Origin of the sequence: Nocardia sp. NPDC057272 (assembly GCF_042668615.1) — a bacterium.
Lineage (GTDB): Bacteria > Actinomycetota > Actinomycetes > Mycobacteriales > Mycobacteriaceae > Nocardia.
The window spans coordinates 60,745-82,158 of record NZ_JBHUYK010000030.1; the positions used below are offsets into that span (position 1 = coordinate 60,745).

General features: G+C 69.2%; 15 protein-coding genes. 5 read left to right on the forward strand and 10 right to left on the reverse strand.

Translation table 11 applies throughout. From position 1 onward, the window contains the following. Positions 1-20: 20 nt before the first annotated feature. The 4 genes from ACFULV_RS29535 to ACFULV_RS29550 form a co-directional block, all read right to left on the reverse strand. Complete coding sequence (locus tag ACFULV_RS29535) at positions 21-7,340, reverse strand: amino acid adenylation domain-containing protein (protein ID WP_378662338.1); 7,320 nt, start codon at positions 7,338-7,340, stop codon at positions 21-23. 96 nt (positions 7,341-7,436) lie between these two features. Then, entirely contained in the window at positions 7,437-8,243 is an 807-nt protein-coding gene (locus tag ACFULV_RS29540; RefSeq protein WP_378662341.1) for an ABC transporter ATP-binding protein, read from the reverse strand. A gap of 12 nt (positions 8,244-8,255) precedes the next feature. After that, on the reverse strand, positions 8,256-9,311 hold the full coding sequence (locus ACFULV_RS29545; protein WP_378635657.1) for a FecCD family ABC transporter permease: 1,056 nt from the start codon (positions 9,309-9,311) through the stop codon (positions 8,256-8,258). After that, positions 9,308-10,306, reverse strand: coding sequence for an iron chelate uptake ABC transporter family permease subunit (locus tag ACFULV_RS29550; RefSeq protein WP_378662344.1), 999 nt, complete (start codon positions 10,304-10,306; stop codon positions 9,308-9,310). Before ACFULV_RS29550 ends, ACFULV_RS29545 begins: the two co-directional genes overlap by 4 nt. Positions 10,307-10,462: 156 nt before the next feature. On the opposite strand from ACFULV_RS29550, the gene ACFULV_RS29555 reads away from it, so the two are divergent. Continuing rightward, complete coding sequence (locus ACFULV_RS29555; protein ID WP_378635661.1) at positions 10,463-11,179, forward strand: hypothetical protein; 717 nt, start codon at positions 10,463-10,465, stop codon at positions 11,177-11,179. Positions 11,180-11,298: 119 nt separating this feature from the next. Here ACFULV_RS29555 and ACFULV_RS29560 read toward each other — a convergent pair whose 3' ends face one another. Beyond that, positions 11,299-12,864 carry an MFS transporter gene (locus ACFULV_RS29560; protein WP_378662347.1) on the reverse strand — a complete coding sequence of 522 codons (1,566 nt, stop codon included), beginning with the start codon at positions 12,862-12,864 and terminating at the stop codon, positions 11,299-11,301. Between the two features lie 97 nt (positions 12,865-12,961). Between ACFULV_RS29560 and ACFULV_RS29565 the strand changes: the two genes are divergently transcribed. Beyond that, entirely contained in the window at positions 12,962-14,119 is a 1,158-nt protein-coding gene (locus ACFULV_RS29565; protein ID WP_378662373.1) for a DUF5925 domain-containing protein, read from the forward strand. Positions 14,120-14,136: 17 nt separating this feature from the next. Here the strand turns inward: ACFULV_RS29565 and ACFULV_RS29570 are convergent, their stop codons facing one another. Then, positions 14,137-14,712: a TetR/AcrR family transcriptional regulator gene (locus ACFULV_RS29570; protein ID WP_378635667.1), complete on the reverse strand. Its 576-nt coding sequence runs from the start codon at positions 14,710-14,712 to the stop codon at positions 14,137-14,139. Between the two features lie 104 nt (positions 14,713-14,816). Here ACFULV_RS29570 and ACFULV_RS29575 point away from each other — a divergent pair, with 104 nt between their 5' ends. Then, the gene (locus ACFULV_RS29575; protein ID WP_378635669.1) at positions 14,817-16,511 is read left to right on the forward strand and encodes a nitroreductase family deazaflavin-dependent oxidoreductase; all 1,695 of its coding nucleotides are present in this window, start codon (positions 14,817-14,819) and stop codon (positions 16,509-16,511) included. Here the strand turns inward: ACFULV_RS29575 and ACFULV_RS29580 are convergent. Both ACFULV_RS29580 and ACFULV_RS29585 read right to left on the reverse strand, forming a co-directional pair. Continuing rightward, complete coding sequence (locus ACFULV_RS29580; RefSeq protein WP_378662350.1) at positions 16,501-17,754, reverse strand: MFS transporter; 1,254 nt, start codon at positions 17,752-17,754, stop codon at positions 16,501-16,503. The two genes, ACFULV_RS29575 and ACFULV_RS29580, sit on opposite strands and share 11 nt — an antisense overlap. A 65-nt stretch (positions 17,755-17,819) precedes the next feature. Beyond that, positions 17,820-18,665 carry an NAD(P)H-binding protein gene (locus ACFULV_RS29585; protein WP_378662352.1) on the reverse strand — a complete coding sequence of 282 codons (846 nt, stop codon included), beginning with the start codon at positions 18,663-18,665 and terminating at the stop codon, positions 17,820-17,822. 94 nt (positions 18,666-18,759) lie between these two features. On the opposite strand from ACFULV_RS29585, the gene ACFULV_RS29590 reads away from it, so the two are divergent. Next, positions 18,760-19,692, forward strand: a complete 933-nt coding sequence (locus tag ACFULV_RS29590; protein WP_378662355.1) for an AraC family transcriptional regulator — start codon at positions 18,760-18,762, stop codon at positions 19,690-19,692. Positions 19,693-19,699: 7 nt separating this feature from the next. Next, a complete protein-coding gene (locus tag ACFULV_RS29595) occupies positions 19,700-20,116 on the forward strand; it encodes an acyl-CoA thioesterase (protein WP_378662358.1) in 417 nt (138 codons plus the stop codon). Positions 20,117-20,183: 67 nt separating this feature from the next. Here ACFULV_RS29595 and ACFULV_RS29600 read toward each other — a convergent pair whose 3' ends face one another. Both ACFULV_RS29600 and ACFULV_RS29605 read right to left on the reverse strand, forming a co-directional pair. Then, a complete protein-coding gene (locus tag ACFULV_RS29600) occupies positions 20,184-20,399 on the reverse strand; it encodes a hypothetical protein (RefSeq protein ID WP_358179757.1) in 216 nt (71 codons plus the stop codon). A gap of 126 nt (positions 20,400-20,525) precedes the next feature. After that, positions 20,526-21,329, reverse strand: coding sequence for an SDR family oxidoreductase (locus ACFULV_RS29605; protein ID WP_378662361.1), 804 nt, complete (start codon positions 21,327-21,329; stop codon positions 20,526-20,528). Positions 21,330-21,414: the final 85 nt, after the last annotated feature.

The following is a 21,414-nucleotide window of genomic DNA, read 5'->3' on the forward strand; positions in this document are numbered from 1 at the left end:
AAAAGCGGTGCGCTGCATGCTCAGCCGCCGATCACCGGGTCTGTGTCGAGAAGTGCCGCGACCTCGGCCCAGCCGGCGGGCGACACGATCTCGAAGTGGGAGTAGGGCAGTCGGCGCACCACGAGCCGGGCCCGTGCGGACCGCCAGCCCGCCAGTTGCGCCTCGGTGCGGCCCGGTGTGGTTCCGGTGTCGGCGGCGTAGAGCGCCATCGGGCCGTCGTAGTCGGCCGCGGTCGACGCGGTGACCATGCCGAGCAGGGTTGTGGCGGCCTCGCGGAGTTTCGTCGCCAGTTCTGGTGCGTCGTCCGGGATGCCGGGCAGCAACCGGTCCAGATCGGCGGGGTCGGTGAGGGCGCGGGTCGCCTGTTCGGTGAGATCGGACAGGGCGAACGCGTCGACCAGTCCGGTGAAGTCGACCTGCTCGCCCGCCGCGGTCAGTGCGGCGGCCATGGCGTGGGCGACGGTGCCGCCGAGGGAGTAACCGAGCAGGTGGTAGGGGCCGTGCGGTTGGATTCGGCGAACGGTGGCCACGTAGTACGCGGCCAGGTCGTCGATGGTCTCGGCACGGAAGGTGGTGTCGCTCAGCGTCGGGAGCTGTAGGCCGACGATCGGGCGGTCGGCTCGCAGCAGTTTCGCGAGCGGGCCGAACTGCCAGGCGGTACCGCCGACCGGGTGAACGCAGAACAGTGGCTCGCGCGATCCGGTGGTGCGGAGTTCGAGGACATGATCGAGTCGAGAGCCCCAGGCGTTGTCGGCCGTCGCGTCGTGTGCTCGGGAAGTCGTGCGAGAGGCATTGTCGCTCTGGGTGATCCGATCGGCGAGCGCCCGTGGGGTCGGTGCCTCGAAGACGTCGTCGAGGACGACCGCGAGACCTGCCCGCCGGAGCCTGCCCATCACGCGGACGGCGGTCAGGGAGTGGCCGCCTGCCTCGAAGAAGTCGGCGTCGGCACCGATGTCGGTGGTGGACAGGACGGCTGCCATCGCCGAACGAATGGCGCTGATCAGCTCGGCGCCCTGGTGCGGGCCGCTACCGGTCGCCGTCGCGGTGCCGACCGCGAAGTGGGAGCCGACGGCACCGTTGGCCGTGTTCGTTTCGGCTACCGGCCCACTGCTCGGGTCGGCGTCGTAGGCCGGGATCGGCAGGGCCTTGCGGTCGATCTTCTCGCTGGTCGTGCGGGGGATGTGGTCGAGCACGACGAACGCGGCCGGGACCATGTAGGCGGGCACCCGTGCTCGCAAGCCGGAACGGACCGCGACGATGTCGATGCCGGTGTCCGCCTTGGCCACCAGGTAGGCGGCGAGGCGCTGATCGCCGGGGGTGTCTTCGCGCAGGATCACCGCCGCGTGGGCGACGCCGGGGCAGCTCAGCAGGGCTGCCTCGATCTCGCCGAGTTCGATGCGCTGACCGCGTAGCTTCACCTGGCTGTCGGCGCGGCCCACGTAGTCGAGTTCGCCGTGCGGGCCCCAGCTCACGAGATCGCCGGTGCGGTACATGCGTTCGCCGTGTCCCAGCGGGTCGGCGACGAACGAACCCGCGGTCCGGGCCGGGCGGGCGAGGTAGCCGCGCGCCAATTGCGTTCCCGTGAGGTACAGCTCGCCGATCACACCGACCGCGACCGGGCGCAGTTCGGGGTCGAGAACACGCACATCGGCGCCGGTGGCGGGCAGACCGATCGGGACATTGCCGCGGTCGGCGTCGGAGGTCTCGTGGTGGGTGATGCAGACCGCGGCCTCGGTGGGCCCGTACAGGTTGTGGACGCGGGCGCCGGTGAGCGCTCTGATCCGCGCCGCGGTCGGCGGCGGTAGCGGTTCGCCGCCGGTGATCACGCAGCGCAGCGCGGTGCAGCCGCTCAGGTCGGCTTCCTCGGCGAGCACGGTGAGCATCGACGAGGTGAGCTGGACCATGCCGACCCGCTCGGTGGCCATCAGTTCGGCCAGGTAGTGCGGGTCGCGGTCGAGTCGACCCGACACCGGTGCCGCGACGACGCGCGCACCGACCAGCAGCGGCAGGAACAGCTCGAGCAGGGAGGCGTCGAACGTCGCCGCGGTGCGGTACAAGACGGTGTCGCCCGCGCCGAACCGGTGCCGTCGCTGCATCCACTCGAAGGTGTTGGCGATGGCCTCGTGCGAGACGCTCACGCCCTTGGGTTCGCCGGTGGAGCCCGAGGTGAACAGCAGGTACGCGGCGTTGCGGGGGAGCAGTGGCGCGAGTCGGTCGAGGTCGGAGACCGGGGTATCGGCGAAACCGGACAGATCCAATGTTTCGACCTGCGCCACAGGTGCGCGATCGGTCGTGAAGCCGTCGGCCGCGGTGGTGAGAACCAGCGCCGCGCGCGATGTTCCGAGGATCCTGTCGGCGCGCTGCGCGGGACTGAGTGGATCCAGCGGCAGGTAAACTCCGCCGGCCCGGCACACCGCGTGCGCGGCGACGATGGACTCGATGCCACGCGTCATCGCCACCGCGACCACGGTTTCGGGCCGAATGCCCTCGTCGATGAGCCAGCGCGCGAGCCGATGGACCCGGCTGTCGAATTCACCGAACGAGAGCGTCACGCCGTTCGCGGTGACGGCGGGCGCGTCGGCGGAGATCGTCGCCGTCACCGACCAGTCGGCCAGCGTGCTGCCGCGTGTTTCCGACGGCATCGCGGCAGCCATGGCTTCCTCGACGGAACCGTCGAGATCGGTCGCCAGCGTGGACAATACGGCGCCGAGGCGATCACTGAGCCGGGTGGCGACCGGGCCGGGCACTGCGGCCGCATCGTGGTGCAGCATCAGCGCGAACTCGGCGCCGGGCAACGCGGTCACCGTGACCGGGAAGTCGGTCAGCCCGTCCACATCGACGTCCACCACCTGAACACCACCGGGATCCGGCTGCAACAGACCGGCTTTCGGGAAGTTCTGGAACACGACGAGCGAATCGAACAGCCGTCCGATTCCCAGCGCCCGCTCGATGGTGGCCAACCCGAGGTATCCCCGGGCCTGGCCGTCGAACGAGGTCTGCTGCAATCGCCCGAACTGCTCGGCCACCGGCCGGCCGGCCGCGAGCGACACCCGCACCGGCACGGTATTGCTGAACAATCCGACCATCCCGCCGACTCCGGCGAGATCAGCGGGACGCCCGGAAACCACGGTCCCGAACACCACATCGGTGCGCCCGAAGTGATCCGCGAGCACCATCGCCCACGCGCCCTGCAGCACGGTATTCACGGTCAGCCCGTGCCGCCGGGCGTTCTCGGCCAAGGCTGTCGCCACGTCGGCGGCGAGCGGAACCCGCAGTCCGACCGGACGCTGTCGCTGGGCCGTCGTCGAATCCACCGGATCGGTTGCGGATGTAGGGGTGGCGGCGAGCAGGGTCGGTGTGCGCAGGCCGGTGAGGCTTTCGGTCCACCAGTGCAGGGTCGCTGTGGTGTCGCGGGTGGCGAGCCAGGTGAGGTAGTCGCCGAAGTAGACGGGGGGCGAGAGGGTCTCGCCGGTGTAGAGGGCGAGGGTTTCCCGGACCATCGTCGGTACCGACCAGCCGTCGGCCAGGAGGTGATGGGCGATCAGAACCAGCCAGTGCGAGGTGTCGGTGAGGCGGATCAGGAGGCCGCGGATCAGCGGCGGCTGATCGATGTCGAACGGTTCGGAGCCGGCGCGCCGCACCGACAGCCGTGCTCGTGCTTCGGGATCAGGTGTCTCGCGCAGATCCTCGACCTGCCACGAGACCCCCGGTACCCGCGGCACGATCTGCACCGGCTGGTCGAACTGTTCATAGCTGAACGCCGCGCCGAGGTTCGGATGCCGCCGCATCATGCTCGCGAACGCCGCACCCATGCGCTCCGGATCGACGACGCCGTCGAGGCTGAAGCGGGCCGTCATCGTGTACACGTCGTCGGCGCCGTCGCGCAGTGCGTGGAACAGCAATCCCTCCTGCAAGGGGGACAGCGGGAGCACGTCGGCGACCGGTCCGTAGGTAGCGCTGAACTCGTCCACGTCGCTCTGCGCGAGCGCTGCGATCAGGCGGCCGGGCGCTGTCGGGAGCGACGACGAGACAGCGGGTGCCGACTCGAATCCCACGGCGGTCGTGGGATGGTGCGGCTCGGGGGCCGCCTCCGCGGCCAGCGCGGCGAGGCTGCGCCGGGTCAGTAGTTGCTGGGGGAGGAGGGTGAGGCCCTCGGCGCGCAGGCCGCTGCTGACGGTGATGGCGGTGATGCTGTCGCCGCCGACGGCGAAGAAGTCGTCGTCCATGCTGACGGTGTCGAGGCCGAGGGTGGTCGAGATCGCCTGGTGGACAGCATGTTCGGCAGCGGTAGCCGGCGCGCGTCCGGACTCGTCCGTTGCCGGGTCCGGGAGCGCCGTGCGGTCGAGTTTGCCGTTGACCGTGGTGGGCAGGGCGTCGAGGACGACGAGTCGCGCAGGCACCATGTGCTCGGGGACCAGGTCGGCCAGGCGGGTCCGGGCGGCCGAGGTATCGAGCTCGCCGGTCGCGGCGACGACGTAGCCGATCAGGGTGGGGCGCCCGGCGATGTCCCGGATATCGGCTGCCGCGGTACGGATCTCGGTCAGACCTTCGAGTGCCGCAGCCACATCACCGAGTTCGACGCGGTGGCCGCGGATCTTCACCTGGTTGTCGACCCGGCCCAGGTATTCGTAGCCGAGCCCGGGAACCCAGCGCGCCCGGTCGCCGGTGCGGTACATCCGCGCTCCCGGCGGACCGTACGGATCGGCGACGAAAGATTGCGCGGTAGTGGCGAACCGGCCGAGGTAGCCCCGCGCGATCTGCGGACCGGCGAGGTACAGCTCGCCGACCTGTCCGTCGGCGACGATCTGCAATCCGTTGTCCAACAGGTGAGCCCGTGAGCCCGCGACCGGCATCCCGATCCGTGGACCAGCGCCGTCGATCGGCGCCCCGATCACATCCACCGTCGCCTCGGTCGGGCCGTACAGATTGACCGCCGCGAACCCGCCGCGATCGATCGCGCCCCACAGCTCCGCCGAGCAGGCATCGCCGCCGATCACCAGCGTCAGTGGCGGGCGCGCTGTCTCATCGGCGCTGTCGGCGGTCGCGAGATCGGTCGCTGTCGAGATCTGCCCGATCCCCTCGGTGCTCGCTGTCGCCGACTTCCGGCCGACCGGGCTCGACTGTGCCGACGACGGTAGTTCGCTGGTCAAGCCGTGTGCCAGCAGGGCGGCGACCAACGACGGAGTGCCGTCGACGACGTCGATACCGTCCTGGGCGAAAGCCTCGACCAAGGCGGCCGGGTCACGCCGGGTATCGCTGTCGTACACGTGGATTCGATGTCCGGCGGTCATCCACAGCAGTGGGTCGAGCGAGGCGTCGAAGGCGAAGGAGGTGGTGTGCGCGATGGTCAGCTGACGGTCGCCCGCGCGCCTCGCGGCGGCGGCGTGGATCCCGGCGCGGTGCGCGGCGACGAGTGCGGCCAGGGAGCCGTGCTGTACGACAACGCCTTTCGGCTGTCCGGTCGAGCCCGAGGTGTAGATCACGTAGGCCGCGTGCTCGGGCCGCACCGCGAGAGCGAAATCGGTGTCCGCGTTGTCGTCGAGCCGCGCACGGAAGTCGGCGTCGTCGATCGCGATGGCGTCGGCGCCGAGCTGGGCCGCCAACTCACCGGCGCTGAGCACCACGGCGGGGCCCGCGTCCGCGATCGTGGCGCGCAGCCGGGCGACCGGATGTTCCGGATCCAGGGGCAGATAGGCGCCGCCGGCTCGCCAGACGGCGAGCACCGCGACGACGAATTCCACATCGCGGGGTAGCGCGAGGCCGACGATCACGTCCGGCCCGACCCCGGCCTCGCGCAGCAAGCGCGCGAGCCGGTTCACCCGGAGCCGAAGTTCGGCGGCGGTGTACTCGGCCTGCGCCGAACTCAGCACCACGGCGTCTCGTTGCTCGGTGAGCACCTGTTCGAGAAGGTCGGGGACCATCGCGACCGACTGCTCGTCGTCGTGAAGAGCCCGGGTTTCGGTGTCCGGCAGCTGCATTGCCGTCGAGCGCGCGGCCAGCAGCCGCGTGCGCTCGGCCGGATCGAGCAGTTCGAGCGCACCCACCGCGATCTTGTCCGACCCGGTGAAGGACTCGATCACCCGGGCCAACCGGCCGATCCGCCCGCGCACCGTGTCCGCGTCGTTGGTTCGCGCATCGGATTCGAATCCGAGCAGCACCGTGCCGTCGGGCAGCGGAGTGACGGTCAGCCCGAGGTCCTCCGGGGGCCCGCCTGCCACATTGCGCAGCACACCACGCGCGCCGTCGAAATCGAGGGTGAAGTCGAAAACCTTGAGGTTGATGCCGATTCCGTGCAGGAGTTCGCCCGCACCGTGGCCGTGGAAGTCGCGGGCGAGGTCGTCGCCGCTGTAGCGCTGGTGCTTGCGGACCTCGCGCAGGATGTCGGCGATGCGGGGACCCAGCTCACCGAGCCGGTCGCCCGCGCTCACCGTGACCCGTAGGGGAAGCACGTTCACCGCCATGGCGGGTGTGCGCAGGGCGGCACGGCCGACCCGGCCCATCAGCAGCATCGACACCACCACATCGGCGGTGCCGAGCTGGCGGTGCAGGAACGCGGCGTAGCAGGCGACGAGCGCGTCGGCCCACGTGATGCCGTGCCGTTCGGCGCTTTCGCGCAGTGCCGCGAGCAGTTCGGTGGACAGGGTGGCTTCGGCGCGGATCGTCCGCTCGACCGCACCGCCCAGGTGGCGACCGCGACCGTCGAGATCCGGCCACGGGGTGAGCTGGTCGCGCCAGTAGGCGCGGTCGGCCTCGAATTCGGACCCGGCCCGGTAGGCCTGCTCCTCGGCGACCAGCTCGGCGATGGTTCCGAAAGTTTGTTTCGGCGACGGCGTTCCGCGTCGGAGGGAGGTGTAGTGGGCGGCGACCCGGCGCGAGAGCAGCGCCGCGCTGTAACCGTCGACGATGAGGTGGTGGTAGAGCTGCACGCACCAGACCACGCAGTCGGAGATGCGGATCAGCGTGTAGTTGTAGAGCTGCCGGTCGACCATGCCCCGGCACCGTTGCGCGGCCTGCTCGCGCTCCAGCGCGACGGCCTCGTAGGCCAAAGCCATCGGCTCCGCAGCCGCCCGGAGATCGACGGTCGGTCGCAGCACCGCTTCGGCATTGCTCACGAATTGCCTTGGCCCGTCAGCGGTTTCGGTGAACCGCAGCCGCATGTTCTCGGCCTCGGTGACGGTGCGACGGATCGCCTCGCTCAGCAGGCCGACATCGATCGGAGCGTCCCCGGTGATCTCCAGGACCTCGCCGACCAGGTAGCGCCCGGACTCGGGATCGAAGCGCTGGGCATTCCAGATGCCGAGCTGCGGTCCGGTCAGCGGCAACTCGAGACCATCTGTCACGGCAACTCCCTCCCTCGTCACATTCACAATCAGTTAGGTTAGCCTAACTTAACTAATTGCGGAATACCTATGTTCGGCTGCCGCATCGCCGCAGGTCTAGCGCACCTTGGCGGCATCCTTCGCCAGCGGAATCACCAGTGGCGTACCGGTTTCCGGGTCGTCGACGATTCGGCACCGCAACGAGAAGACCTCGTCGACGAGCTCGGCGGTCACGATGTCGGCGGGCGCACCCGTCGCGACCACCCGCCCGTCGCGCATGGCGACGAGGTGATCGGCGTAGCGGAAGGCGTGGTTGAGGTCGTGCAACACGGCCACGACGGTCCGCCCGGATTCGCGGTTCAGTGACCGGCACAGATCGAGCAACTGGATCTGATAGGCGATGTCGAGATAGGTCGTCGGCTCGTCGAGCAGGATCAGCGGGGTGTCCTGGGCGAGCACCATCGCGATCCACACCCGCTGGCGCTGACCGCCCGAGAGCTCATCGACCATCCGCGCCGACAACTCGGTGACACCGGTCGCCGCCATCGCCGAGGTGACGGCTTCCTCGTCGGCCTTGGACCACTGCCGCAGCAGCGTCTGATGCGGATAGCGGCCGCGGGCAACGAGATCGGCGACCCGGATGCCGTCCGGCGCGGTGGAGGTCTGGGGCAGCAGACCGATCTGCCTGGCCACCTGCTTCGCCGGGTAGGAACTGATCGGTTTGCCGTCGAGCAGCACGGTTCCGGACTCGGGGGTGAGCAGCCGGGCCAGCGCGCGCAGCAGCGTGGACTTGCCGCACGCGTTCGGGCCGATGATCACCGTGAACTTGCCGTCCGGGATATCCACCGACAGCTGGTCGCTGATCGTGGTGCCCTTGTAGCCGAGGCGGACCCGGTCGGCGCGCAGCCGTGAAGTGTCGTTCATCTTTTCGCTTTCCTAGTTCCGTCGCGCCTCGGCGACCAGCAGATATGCCAGGTACAGGCCACCGACCGAGACGGTGACGAGGCCGACCGGCACGGTGGTCGGGGCGAACGCGTGCTGGGCGATCCAGTCGCAGGTGATCAGCAACATCGCTCCCATCGCCGCCGAGGGCGCGAGCGCGATCGACGGTGTGCGGGCCAGCTTGCGCGCCAGATGCGGTGCGGCGAGGGCGACGAACGCGATCGGGCCCGCGACCGCCGTCGCCACCGCGGTGAACGCGACGCTGAGCACGATCAGCCACAGCATCGCCCGGCTGACATTCAGACCGAACGCCCGGGCGGTGTCGTCACCGAGTTCGAGGATCTGCAAGCGGGGTGCCGCCGGGATCAGCGCGATCGCCAGCAGCGCGAGGATCACCACCGCAGGACCGACCTGCGGCCACGAGAGTCCGTTGAGCGTGCCCGCACCCCAGGCCGCCGCCGACATCGCCGCGTCCAGGTCGGCGCGCAGGATCAGCCAGGTGTTGATCGAGGCGAGCATGGCGCTGACGCCGATGCCGACGATGATCAGCCGGAACCCGGCCACGTTGTGCCGGAACGCGAGTAGGTGGATGACCAGGGCAGCGCCGAGCCCGCCGATCACCGCACCGGTCGCGGTCTGCAGGTGCCCACCGCCCAGGGTCAGGATGGCGATCAGCGCGCCGGTGTAGGCGCCGGTGTTGAACCCGACGATGTCCGGGCTGCCCAGCGGATTCCTGGTCACCGATTGCAGAATGGCGCCGCTCACGCCCAGCGCGGCGCCGAGGATCAGGGCGAGCAGGATGCGCGGCAGCCGCCAGTCCCACACCACCAGCCGGTCGAACCGCTCGTCGCCGATCACCAGCGCGCGCAGCACCCGCAGTGGCGGGATCAGGTAGTCACCGCTGCCGAGGGCCAGCACCGCCGTCACCACCGAGATCGTGAGCAGGACAGCGCAGACCACCAGGGTGCGCACGCCGATCCGGGCGGAGAAACGTGTTCCGCGCGGCCGGACCACCAGCATCGCGCGGCCGAAATCGATCGTCGAACTCATGCGGCGGCACCTACTCTTGCGCGACGGGCCAGCCAGATCAGTACCGGCGCCCCGAGGAACGCGGTGACCAAGCCTGCGGGGACTTCATCGGGACGAATGACGAGGCGGCCCACGATGTCGGCCGACAGCACCAGGATCGGTGCGAGCACCAGCGAATAGGCGAAGATCCAGCGCTGGTCGGGTCCGATCAGCCAGCGGGCCACATGCGGAACCGCGAGACCGACGAACGCGATCGGGCCCACCGCGGCGGTGGCGGTGCCGCACAGCAGCACCACCGCCAGCGCGGTGAACAGGCGCGTGCGGCCCACGTGCACACCCAGCGAGTGCGCCAGATCGTCGCCGAGCGCGACCGCGTTGAGCGAGCGCGCGCACAGCGCCGCGATGATCAGACCCGCCGCGATGAACGGGGTTGCGCCGTAGAGGATCTCGAATCCGCGTCCGGTGAGTCCGCCGGAATCCCACTGACGCATTTCGTCGAAAGCCTTGGGGTGCATCAGGATCAAGCCCCTGGTCAGGCCGCCGAGAACCGCGGTGGCGGCGACGCCGGCCAGCGTCAGCCGCACGGGGTCGGTACCGGATCGGCCGGCGGTGCCCACGCGGTAGACGACCACCGACACCAGGGCGGCGCCGAGGAATCCGAACCAGACGTACGAGGTGATCTCGCTCACGCCGAACATCGCGACGGCGATCGTGATCGCGAAGGCCGCTCCCGCGTTGACGCCGAGCAGGCCGGGGTCCGCCAGCGGGTTGCGGGTCAGGCCCTGCATCAAGCAGCCCGCGACGCCGAGCGCGAGCCCGACCAGCAGCCCGAGCAGCGTGCGTGGCACGCGGTACTCGGTGACGGTCACGTGATCGGGAGTAGTGCTCACGCCGAACAGTGCCTGCCAGACATCGCCGATCGCAATGGCTTTCGTGCCGACCAGCAGGCTGAGAGCACATACTGCGACCAGCGCGAATGCGGCAAGAAGCCACCCGCACCAACGCGGATTTCTCATCAGGTGTTCTCTCTCGCGGCGAAACTGGGTCGTCTTGGAGGTTAGCCTAAGCAAGGTCTTGATAGGTGAGGCTTACCTCGCTATGGTCACATCTCGCCCGGACCGCAGCTTGTGCGCCGCGCATCTCACCACGAGGAACACGAAAGGTTCACCCCCGTGAAAATCACCAAGTTCGCCCTGCTGGCCTCCACCGTCAGCGTTGCCCTCGGCATCGCTGCCGGAACCAGCCACGCAGCACCTGCCGCGGATGAGCCGATCAACTTCACCTCCACCACCACCGAGACCTCGACGATCATCGGCACCGACGCGGGCTCGATGGTGGTCGAGGACGGCGTCTTCAAGATCAAGGCCGCCAACGGCACCACCGTCGCGGGTACCGAATTGGCCTTCCGCGTAGACGAATTCGTGTTCCCGATCGCCGCCGACATCTCCGGCCGCACCGCCACGCTGACCCCGCAGTTCGACCTGGCGCACGCCACCTACAAGCCGGTCGCGCTGCCCTTCGAGGACAAGGCGCCGTGGAAGAGCGAGTACGACCGTGAGCAGGCCGCCTGGAGCCGCATGACCGGCACCATCTCCCTGGGCGCCAGCATCGCCACCCTGGTCGGCGGCCTCGGCGGCGGCGCGGTCGGTTGTGTGCTCGGCGGCATCGCGGGCGCCACCATCGCCTCGGCCACCATCGTCGGCATGTTCGGCCCGTTCATCCCGGCCGCAGCCGTGGGCTGCGTCGCCGGCATCATGGCCATCGGCGCGCTCGGCACCCTCGCGGGCCAGATCTTCATCACCGCCCCCGTCGCGATCATGGCCGCGGTGCAGTACTTCACCACCATCAACTCGCCGATGCCGAACAACCCCGCCCCGGCTGCCAAGTAGGCGATCAGGACCTCGGCCGAATCGGCCGAATACGAACCTCGCGGAGGGGACAACTCAGCGAGAGACAAATCCCGCCCGGTCAGCATCGGGCGGGATTCGTTGTGTCCGAACCACTTCGGTCAGTTGGTCTCGGACGTCTTCTCGTTCGGCGCGGGGATCTGCCGCAGCAGCCCCATGACCAGCCCGGCGGCGATGGCGGTGAGCCCGATGCCGACCACCGAGTTCACCTGCAGCGCTTGGGTGTAGGCCTCGCGCGCCACGGTGGGCAACTCGGCGCCCAGCGTTTCGGGCAGTGTCGTCGCGACGTGCAGGGCGCCCGCGAGGGTGTCCTCGGCCACCTGCGCGACCTCCGGTGGGAGTCCGGCGGGCAGCTGCTCCGACATCTGCCCGCGGTAGACGGCGGTGCCGATGCTGCCGATCACCGCCACGCCCAGCGCCGCCGACAATTCCTGACCGGTCTCGGAGATGGCCGAGGCGGCACCGGCGCGTGCCGGGTCGACCGCGCCGACGATCAGGTCGAGGCCGAGGACGAACATCGGGCTCAGACCGAGGGAGAACACCACCATGCCGGTGACGATCAACGCCAGGTCGTCGGCGCCGGAGAGCTGAGTGAACAGCGCGTACCCGGCCATGGCGATGATCAGGCCGCCGGTCATCAGGTAGGCGGGCCGGATCTTGGGCGCGAGCACGCTCACCACACCGGCCGCCACCACCATCGCGGCCGCTTGCGGTACGGTCCACAATCCGGCCTCGAATGCCGAAAGGCCCAGCACCAGTTGCAGATACTGCGAGAGCAGCAGGAACAGCCCACCCATCGCCAGCATGGCCACCATCAACGCGACCAGCGAGCCGCTGAACCGGACATTGCCGAACAGGTGCAGGTCGATCAGCGGGTTGGTCAGGCGCTTCTGGCGCAGGACGAACACCGTGCCGAGTACCAGACCGCCGACCAGCACGCCGATGGCCTCGATCGACCAGCCGTCCTTGGCCAGCTCCTTGATGCCGTAGATGACGCCCATCACCGACAGCAGTGACAGGACCGCGCTGAGAATGTCGAGCTTGCCCGGATTCGGGTCCTTGTACTCGGGCAGCAGGAACGGGCCGGTCGCCAGCAGCAGCACCATCGCGGGCACCGCCACCAGGAATACCGAACCCCACCAGAAGTTCTCGAGCATCGCGCCACCGACGAGCGGTCCGATCACCATGCCGACCATGAAACTGGTCATCCACACACTGATCGCGGCGGTGCGCTGGCGGTCGTCGTGAAACATGTTGCGGATCAGCGCCAGCGTGGACGGCATCAGCGTCGCCCCCGCGATGCCGAGCAGCGCGCGGGTGCCGATCAGCATGTTGGCGCTGGTCGAATACGCGGCGATCACGGAGGCGACGCCGAAGGCCAATGCGCCGATCATCAGGAGTTTGCGCCGGCCGATGCGGTCGCCGAGGGTGCCCATGGTGATGAGGAAGCCGGCGACCAGGAAGCCGTAGATGTCGAGGATCCACAGCAATTGGGAGCTGCTGGGTTCGAGTGCTTCGCTGATGCGCGGGATCGCCAGGTAGAGCACGCTCAGGTCCATCGAGATGAGCAGTGTCGGCAGGGCGAGGACGGCCAGTCCGATCCACTCCTTGATCCCGGCCGTCGTGGTGGATTCCGGCGGGGACTGGTCGCGCTGGGTGGACGTCACCCTACGACCGTACCGACGGATTCGCCTTCGGTGCCAGCGAGTTTTCCGGCGGTGCGCCCCGTAAGTCATTGGACATTCCGGACCGATGACCACGATCATGGGCTCGGTGTCCACACGTAATGAACAGCTCAGGCTCGTCGATTCGCCGCGTCAGCCGCAGGATCAGGGCGAGCCGTTTCCGTGGTCGGCGACCATCGACTCGACCTATTCGACCCGCGACGCGATCGACGCGCTCGCCCTCGCCCCGTTCCTGCGCGGCGACCAGCCGTTCGCCCGCCAGGCCCACCTCGACCGGGTGCGCCCCGACGCGGCGCTGCGGCCCACCGACTCGCGGATCGTGCGCTCGGTCGCCGACGACGACAGCAGTGCCTTGCTCGCGGCCGGTGACGGCTGGGCATTGCGGGCAGTGCGGTGGGCGAGCGGTTCGGCCACGATCGAGGTCACCGCGGTGAGCGACGAACTCGCCGTCGACGTGCTGGCACAGGCCACCGATGGGGCTTCACTGTCACGTGACAGTGAAGCCACGGTCGAGATGGGATTCTGGCACATGGACGTCCGGCGCCCCGCGCGCAGACGACGCCAGATCGCGGCGCCCGCGTGGGCGGAGATCCGTGGCAACTACACCGGCTCGGTGTCGGCGAGCATGGAGCGATTGATGGGGCTCGGCGTCGCCGATATCAAGGGACGGCTGGTGCTGCTGCACGGTGAGCCCGGTACCGGCAAGACCACCGCGCTGCGTGCGCTCGCGCGGTCGTGGGCGCCGTGGTGTCAGGTCGACTGTGTCGTCGATCCGGAAGAACTGTTCAGCAATCCCGGCTACCTGATGGAAGTCGCGGCGGGCGCCGACGGCGACGACGAGGACGGCCGCTGGCGGCTGCTGGTGCTGGAGGACTGCGACGAACTGATCCGCGGCGAGGCGAAAGAAGCGGCGGGGCAGAAGCTTTCGCGTCTGCTCAATCTCACCGACGGCATGCTGGGCCAGGGCCGCAACGTGTTGATCGCGATCACCACCAACGAAGACCTCTCCCGGCTGCACCCCGCCGTGGTGCGGCCGGGCCGTTGCCTGGCCCAGCTCGAGGTCGGCCGCCTCTCGGCGACGGAAGCCGACGAGTGGCTGGCCCGCCACAACGGCGCTCCCGTCGAGTCGAGCTTCCCGGACGGTGCGACCCTCGCCGAACTGGTCGCCCACCGCGACGGCGGGATCCAGATCCGATCCACCATCGACCACTCCACCGACGTCGGCATGTACCTCTAGCGCTGCGGGCGTGCTGGTCAGGGCGTGCCGACCGGGCGGATGTGCGCCCTGACCAGCTCGGTGAGGTGACGGCCGACGCGGTCGAGCGGCTCGGTGCTGTGCTTGGCCAGCGACATCACCACCGCGCCCTCGATCGTGGCGATGACGGTCGTCGCCAAGGAACTGGCGGTGTCGGGGTCGATGTTCTCCGCGCGCAGCCGGGTCTCCAGTGTCCGCTCCCAGTCGTCGAACGCCTCGCCTGCCGCGTCGGCCGCGGCGGGTGACTCCGAGCGTCCGAGTGCCGCGGCCACGATCGGGCAGCCGGCGAGGAAGTCGCTGGACTCGACGACCTGTTTCCACGCGTCGGCGAACGACGCGATGGTCTCCTCCGGCTTGGTGTTCTTGCTGAAGGTCTCGATCAGCGTGGTCATCGCCCGGCCCGCGACCCGGGTGGCCTCGGTGATCAACTCGGACTTGCCGCCGGGGAAGTTCAGGTAGATCGTCCGGCGGGAGAGCCCGCTGTGGTCGAGCAGGTTCGCGACACCGGTCCCGGCCACGCCGTTGCGGCGCACGAGATCGATCGTGCTCTGGACGAGTCCGTCGCGTGCTGCCATCGACATCCTTTCGATCGGTCCGATTGAAGTATACCGATCGGTGTACTACCGTCGGGTAAGTACACCGATCGGTGTACTCGACGTGATCCGCGGAGGAGCCGACGATGACAGCCCTGAGCGATCCGCTCGCCCTGCCGTGCGGCCAGGTACTGCCCAACCGGCTGATGAAAGCCGCGCTCAGCGAGGGGCTCGGTACCGCCGCCGGCGCGCCGGACGAACGGCTCGAGCGGCTCTACAGCCGGTGGGGCACTGGCGGTTTCGGTCTGGTGGTCACCGGCAACGTGATGGTCGACCACGACCATCTCGGTGAGCCGGGCAATGTCGTGATCGCCGACGAACGCCACCTCGACGACCTGCGCCGCTGGGCACGAACCGCCAAGGACGGTGGCACCCGGCTCTGGATGCAGATCAATCACCCCGGGAGGCAAGCTAATCCGCTCGCGACCCGGTCGCAGCCGGTAGCGCCCTCGGCGATCGGGCTGGGTCTGCCCGGTATCCCGGCGCCGCGCGCGCTCACCGACGCCGAGATCGTCGACATCGTGCACCGATTCGCCACCACCGCGCGGATCGCCGAGCGCGCGGGCTTTGACGGCGTGCAGATCCACGGCGCGCACGGCTACCTCGTCTCACAGTTCCTCTCGCCGCTGGCCAATCAGCGCGACGACCGCTGGGGTGGTGACCCGCAACGGCGCGCGCGATTCGTGCTGGAGGTGGTGCGCGCGATCAGGGCCGAGGTATCGACGTCGTTCGCCGTCGCGATCAAGCTCAACTCCGCGGACTTCCAGCGCGGCGGCTTCACCGAGGACGAGTCGCGCGAGGTGGTGCGCCGCCTCGCCGCCGAGCAGCTGGATCTGATCGAGATCAGCGGCGGCAGTTACGAATCGCCCGCGATGATGGGCAGGCCTGCGGCGCGTTCGGCGAGCACCGTCGCGCGCGAGGCGTACTTCCTCGAGTACGCCGAGTCGGTCCGGGCGGCCGCCGGGTCGGTGCCGCTGGCCGTCACCGGCGGATTCCGTTCCCGCGTGGCCATGGTCGACGCGGTCGAGTCGGGAGAATGCGATGTCGTGGGCCTCGGCAGGCCCAGTGCGGTGTCACCCGACGCCGCGGGCGACATCCTGCACGCGCGCACAGCCCGGCTGCATTCGCCGCAGATCTCGCTGCGCCTGCCCGCGCGCGTATCCACACTGTCCAACGTCAAGAGCCTCGAAGGTGCCCTCGACCTGCAGTGGCACACCGATCAGCTGCATCTGCTCGGGGCGGGCGACGAGCCCGACCCCGACCGCACACCGTGGCTCACGGTAGCGGCCATGCTGAAACATCACGGCGTCGACGCGTTCCGTAGCAGAAGGGGATCGACAATGAACAACAAGGACCCGAAGCGGCGCAAGTTCGAGGTCGAGCGGGCGGTGGGTCGCTATGTCGCCAACCCGGCGGTCCGCGCGCTGAGCCGGATCGGCATCCGCACCTCGTTCGCGACCGAGCTCGAGACGATCGGACGCAAGTCCGGGCAGGCCAGGGTGGTGCCGGTCTCGGTGGCGTTCGACGACAGCGGCGCGTGGGTGATCAGCCAGCACGGGACCAGGTCGGGGTGGGCCGCCAATATCGGCGCGGAACCGAAAGTACGCGTCCGCCAGGGGAAGCGGTGGCGAACCGGGACCGCTGAGCTGCGCCCGGACGACGATGTCGTCGCGCGGGCTCGCGCCTTCGCACCCAATCCGGTGTTCGCCGGGCTGACCGCGGCGAGCTTCCGCGCGTTGCAGAGCACGCCGGTCTCGGTCCGGATCACCTTCACCGACTGACGACCTTCGCCGTGGCCGCGCAGGCCAGGGTGAGTACCAGCGGAACGGCCAGTGCCGCGGTGAGCGGGATCACGGCGGTGAGCCAGCCGATCATCGCGGGGCCCGCGAGCAGGCCGAGGTAGCCGATGGTGAAGACGCGCGACATATCCGTGGCCGCTGTCGTGCCGCCGAGATTGCCCGCGGTGGAGAAGATCTGGGGGACGCCGCCCGCCAGGCCGAGGCCGCACATCGCCCAGCCGAGAAGGGTGAGTGGCAACCACGGCGATCCGATGACCACCGCGAATCCCGCTGCGGCGAGCAGGCTTCCGTAGCGAACCATCGCGACGGGGCCGACGGCCGCGCTGATCCGGTCGGCGATGAATCGGCCGAGGGTCATGGTGGCGGAGAAGGCGCCGAAGGCGAGGGCGGCACTCGCCTCGGACGCGTCGAGGTGTTCGCGTACCTGCAGCGCGCTCCAGTCGGCCGCGACGCCCTCGGCGAGGAGAAGGACGAACGCGATACACCCGAGCGAGAACACTTTGCGTGACCGCCGGCGCCGCTCGCTCCGCTGATCGATGCGGAGGCGAGTCGTGTCGGCGGGAACGACGGATGTCGCACCCTGGCTCGCACCGTCAACGGCTCGGCTGTCGGCACTGTCGTAATGCTCTGCATGCGAGGGTGATTCGGCCTCGCTGTGGCCGAGCAAGTGCGGCACCAGCAGTGCGGTGACGCACAATCCGCCGATTCCGGCGCAGAGCAGCGTCAGCTGGGATGCCCACCCCGCGTGCTGGGCGGCCGCCCCCACCAGCGAACCGGCGAACGCGCCCGCCGAGAACATCGCATGGAACGCCGACATGATCGGTCGGCGGTACGCACGTTCGACGTGGACCGCCTGGGTGTTCATCGACACGTCGAGCGCGCCCATGCCGAACCCGAAGCAGGCCAGGGCAATCGCCAAGGTGATCGGACCGGTCGCCAGGCCCGGGCCGATCACTGTCACGGAGATGGCCGATGCGGCCAGGGCGACCAGCGTGCGGCTGCCGAACCGGTCGGCGGCGGGGCCTGCCAGCCGCATGCCGACGAGCGCGGAGCCCGACATCAGCAGCACGAGCACGCTGAGCGTCGAGGGTGACACCCCGGTCCGGTCGGTGATCGCCGGAATGTGGACCACCCACATCGCGAGCAGGAACCCGTTCAGCGTGAAAGCCGCGAATACCGCGGCCCTGGCCGGCAGAAACCCGCGGTCGATCGTCGCTGCACTCACCACTTCGACGGTACCGGCCACGAGATCCCGGTATTTCGAGATCACCGGGCCCTGGTGGTCGACTGCTACGGCTGGGGTGTCCAGGCTCCGGTGGCGGCGGTCTCCTTGGCGTAGTCGGTGAAGTCGCGCGCCTCGCGGCCGAGGGCTCGGCGGACACCGTCGGCGGTGGGGGTGTTGCGGCCGTCGAGGATGGTGCCGAACAGGTAGTCGAGCAGGCTGATCACGTCATCGGGAACCTGGTATTCACTCAGGGCCGCAACGAATTCCGGCCTCGAGACGGGAACGAAGGCGATCTCGCGACCGGTGGCCGCGGCGATCTCGCCGACCGCGTCGGCGAAGGTCAGGGCGCGCGGGCCGGTGAGCTCGTAGAGCTGACCCGCGTGGCGCGAGTCGGTGAGCGCGGCCGCCGCCACCTCGGCGATGTCGTCGACGTGTACGAACGGTTCCGGCACATCACCGTTGGGCAGCGCCACCGCACCGGCGAGCACGTCGTCGACGAAGGCGCCTTCGCTGAAGTTGTGCGCGAAGAAGGCGCAGCGCACGATGGTCCAGCTCAGACCCGAATTCCGCACGATCTCTTCGCATTCGAGCGCTTCGGGTTCGCCGCGACCGGACAGCAGCACCACCGAGCGCGCGCCCGCGGCTCGGGCGGCGGCGGTGAACGCGCGGATGATGTCCGGGGCCCCGGGCACGGCGAGGTCGGGCTGGAAGGCGAGATAGACGGAGTCGACACCGGCGAGCGCGGGCGCCCAGGTCTGCCGGTCGGTCCAATCGAAGGGGATCGCCGCGGTGCGCGAGCCGTGGCGGACCGGCCGGCCCGCGGCTTCGAGGAGGGCCGCCACCCGGCTGCCGGTCTTGCCGGTAGCGCCGGTGATGAGGGAAAGCTGCTGGTGAGAAGCGGTGTTTGTCATGAGATAAGTACACCGTCGCGCGGCCCGCGGCGACATCGTCGTGCCGCTCACGAACATGCGTCGTCGTCTACGGGTTGTCGTCTACTGTGGAGTGGTGGATGCGTTAGCCGGTCTGCTCGAAGGTCCACGCGCCCGCGGTGCGTTCCTCATGTGTTCGCTGCTGAACCCACCGTGGTCGCTGCGCGTGCAGGACGAAGCCCCGCTCACGGTGCTCGCGATGATCCGCGGAAAGGCTTGGGTCAGTACCGATTCCATGCCGCCGCGGCAACTCGGCGCGGGTGATGTCGCGGTCTTTCGTGGGCCGCAGCCGTATACGGTGGCCGACGATCCGGCGACCGAACCCCAGGTCGTCATCCAGCCGGGGCAGGTCACCACCACGCCCGAGGGCGAGATCCTGTGCGAGACACTGAGTCTCGGTGTCCGCCAGTGGGGCACCGATATCGACGGTGAGACGCTGATGGTCACCGGAACCTACGAATCCACGGGCGCGGTGAGCAGACGATTGCTGCGTGCGCTGCCGCGGGTCGCGGTGCTGCCGCGCGGCGAGCTCGATACCCGCCTGCTCGATCTGCTCGTCGACGAGGTGACCAAGGACCTGCCCGCGCAAACCGCCGTTCTCGACCGCCTGCTCGACCTGCTGCTCATCGCCGCCCTGCGTGCCTGGTTCGCCCGCGACGACGCCCCCGCCTGGTACCACGCCTACAGCGATCCGCTGGTCGGCAAGGCCCTGCGCCTGCTCCAGCACAATCCGGCCCATCCGTGGACGGTGGTCGCGCTGGCCGAAGCGGTCGGCATGTCCCGTGCCGCGCTGGCCCGCCGGTTCAGCGAGCTGGTCGGGGAACCGCCGATGAGCTTCCTGACCGAATGGCGGCTCTCGCTCGCCGCCGATCTGCTCGCCGAATCCGACGCGACCGTGGAATCCATCGCTCACCAGGTCGGATACGGCAGCGCCTTCGCCCTCAGCACCGCCTTCAAACGGCACTTCGGGGTGAGCCCGCGCGACCACCGGCAGGGGAGCGCGGCATGATGGCCCGATGAGCTATCCCGTCCTGTGGCCGATGCCGACCCGGTGGGCCGACAACGACCAGTACGGCCACGTGAACAACGTGACCTACTACTCCTACTTCGACACCGCCGTGAACGCCTGGCTGATGCGCGCCACCGGTACCGACATCACCGAGCTGCCCGCGCTCGGCGTCGTCGCGCAGACTTCGTGCCGATTCCACGGTTCGGTCAGCTTTCCCGACCAGCTCCAGGTGGGCCTGCGGATCGCCCGCCTCGGCACCTCGAGCATCACCTACGACCTGGCGATCTTCCGTGCGGGCGAGGACGGTCCCGAGCTCGCCGCCACCGGCGAATTCGTCCACGTCTATGTCGACGCCGACACCCGCAAACCGGTGGCGATCCCCGAGGTGGTGCGGACCGCGGCCGCGGAGCTCGTCACCGACTAACGCTCAGGACGCTATGACGCCTACCTCGGGGCGATGTCCGCTCTGAAGCCCGTCGCGGTACAGCGTTTCAGGACGCTATGACGCCTACCTCGGGCCACTCGCTGCCGCGCCGGGCGCGCAGGATGATCTGGCCGGCGGGCGAGTCGGGTGGTCCGGGTAGGGCGGCGAAGGTCGTTTTGTCGATCACCAGGGACGAGTCGAGTTGTTCTCGGCTCGGCCCCCAGAGGTACTCGACCTCGGTGAGCTCGTCGCGAATCTTCTTGAAGTACATCAGGTGCGCCATCGCCGGATCTCCGCGTAGACCTCCGCCGATCAGCGGATCGTGACCGGCAGCTAGGGACCATCGTGGCAGGAATCGAGCGATCTCGCCGCTACCTCGCCGAATTTTTTCGGGCGCACCGTCCGCTGTTCACGCGCGCAGCATGGTCTGGAACCGACGCATACCGGAAATCCACCGGTCGTAGTCCGAACCCTTGTTGCGGTACATCTGCAGTACCTCGGGGTGCGGCAGGATCAGGAAGTGTTCGGCGGCCATCGCCTCGACGACGGTGTCGGCGACCTCCTCGGGGGAGAGCACCGCGCCCGCCGTCTTCACGGCCTTGATCGCCAGCGCGCCCGCCTCCGGGTCGTCGGGGATGAGCGCGCCGGTGAGCAGCTGGGTGTCCACACCCATCGGACACAGGCAGCTCACGCGAATTCCCCTGTCGCCGTAAGTAACCGAGAGCCATTCCGCGAAGCCCACCGCGGCGTGCTTGGTCACCGAGTAAGGGGCGGAACCGATTTGGGTGAGCAGCCCCGCGGCGGAGGCGGTGGAGACGAAATAGCCGCTGCCACGCTCGAGCCAACCGGGAACGAGTAGTTTCGCGGCCCGCACGTGGGCCATCACATTCACCTCGATGGTGCTCGCCCACTGGGCCTCTGTACTGTCCAGACCGGGACCGCCGCCGATGCCCGCGTTCGCGAAATACAGGTCGACCGGACCGAATTCGCGTTCGGCGGTGGCGATCAATTCCGCCACGACCTGCTCGTCGGCCACATCGCCACCGACCGCGATCGCGTTGTCGCCGAGGTCGGCCGCTACCTTCGCCGCGCTGTTCGCATCGAGATCGGCGACGACGACCCGCGCGTCGCCGGCGACGAGGCGATAGGCGAGTGCGGCACCGATACCCGCACCCGCGCCGGTGACGATCGCGACCTTGCCTGCTATCTCCATCCCCGCACAGTAACTTTTGGAGCGCTGGCGCGCTCGAGTTCGCGCCCCTGGCGGTCCCGTCGATCAGGCACCGTTGCTTGCTCCC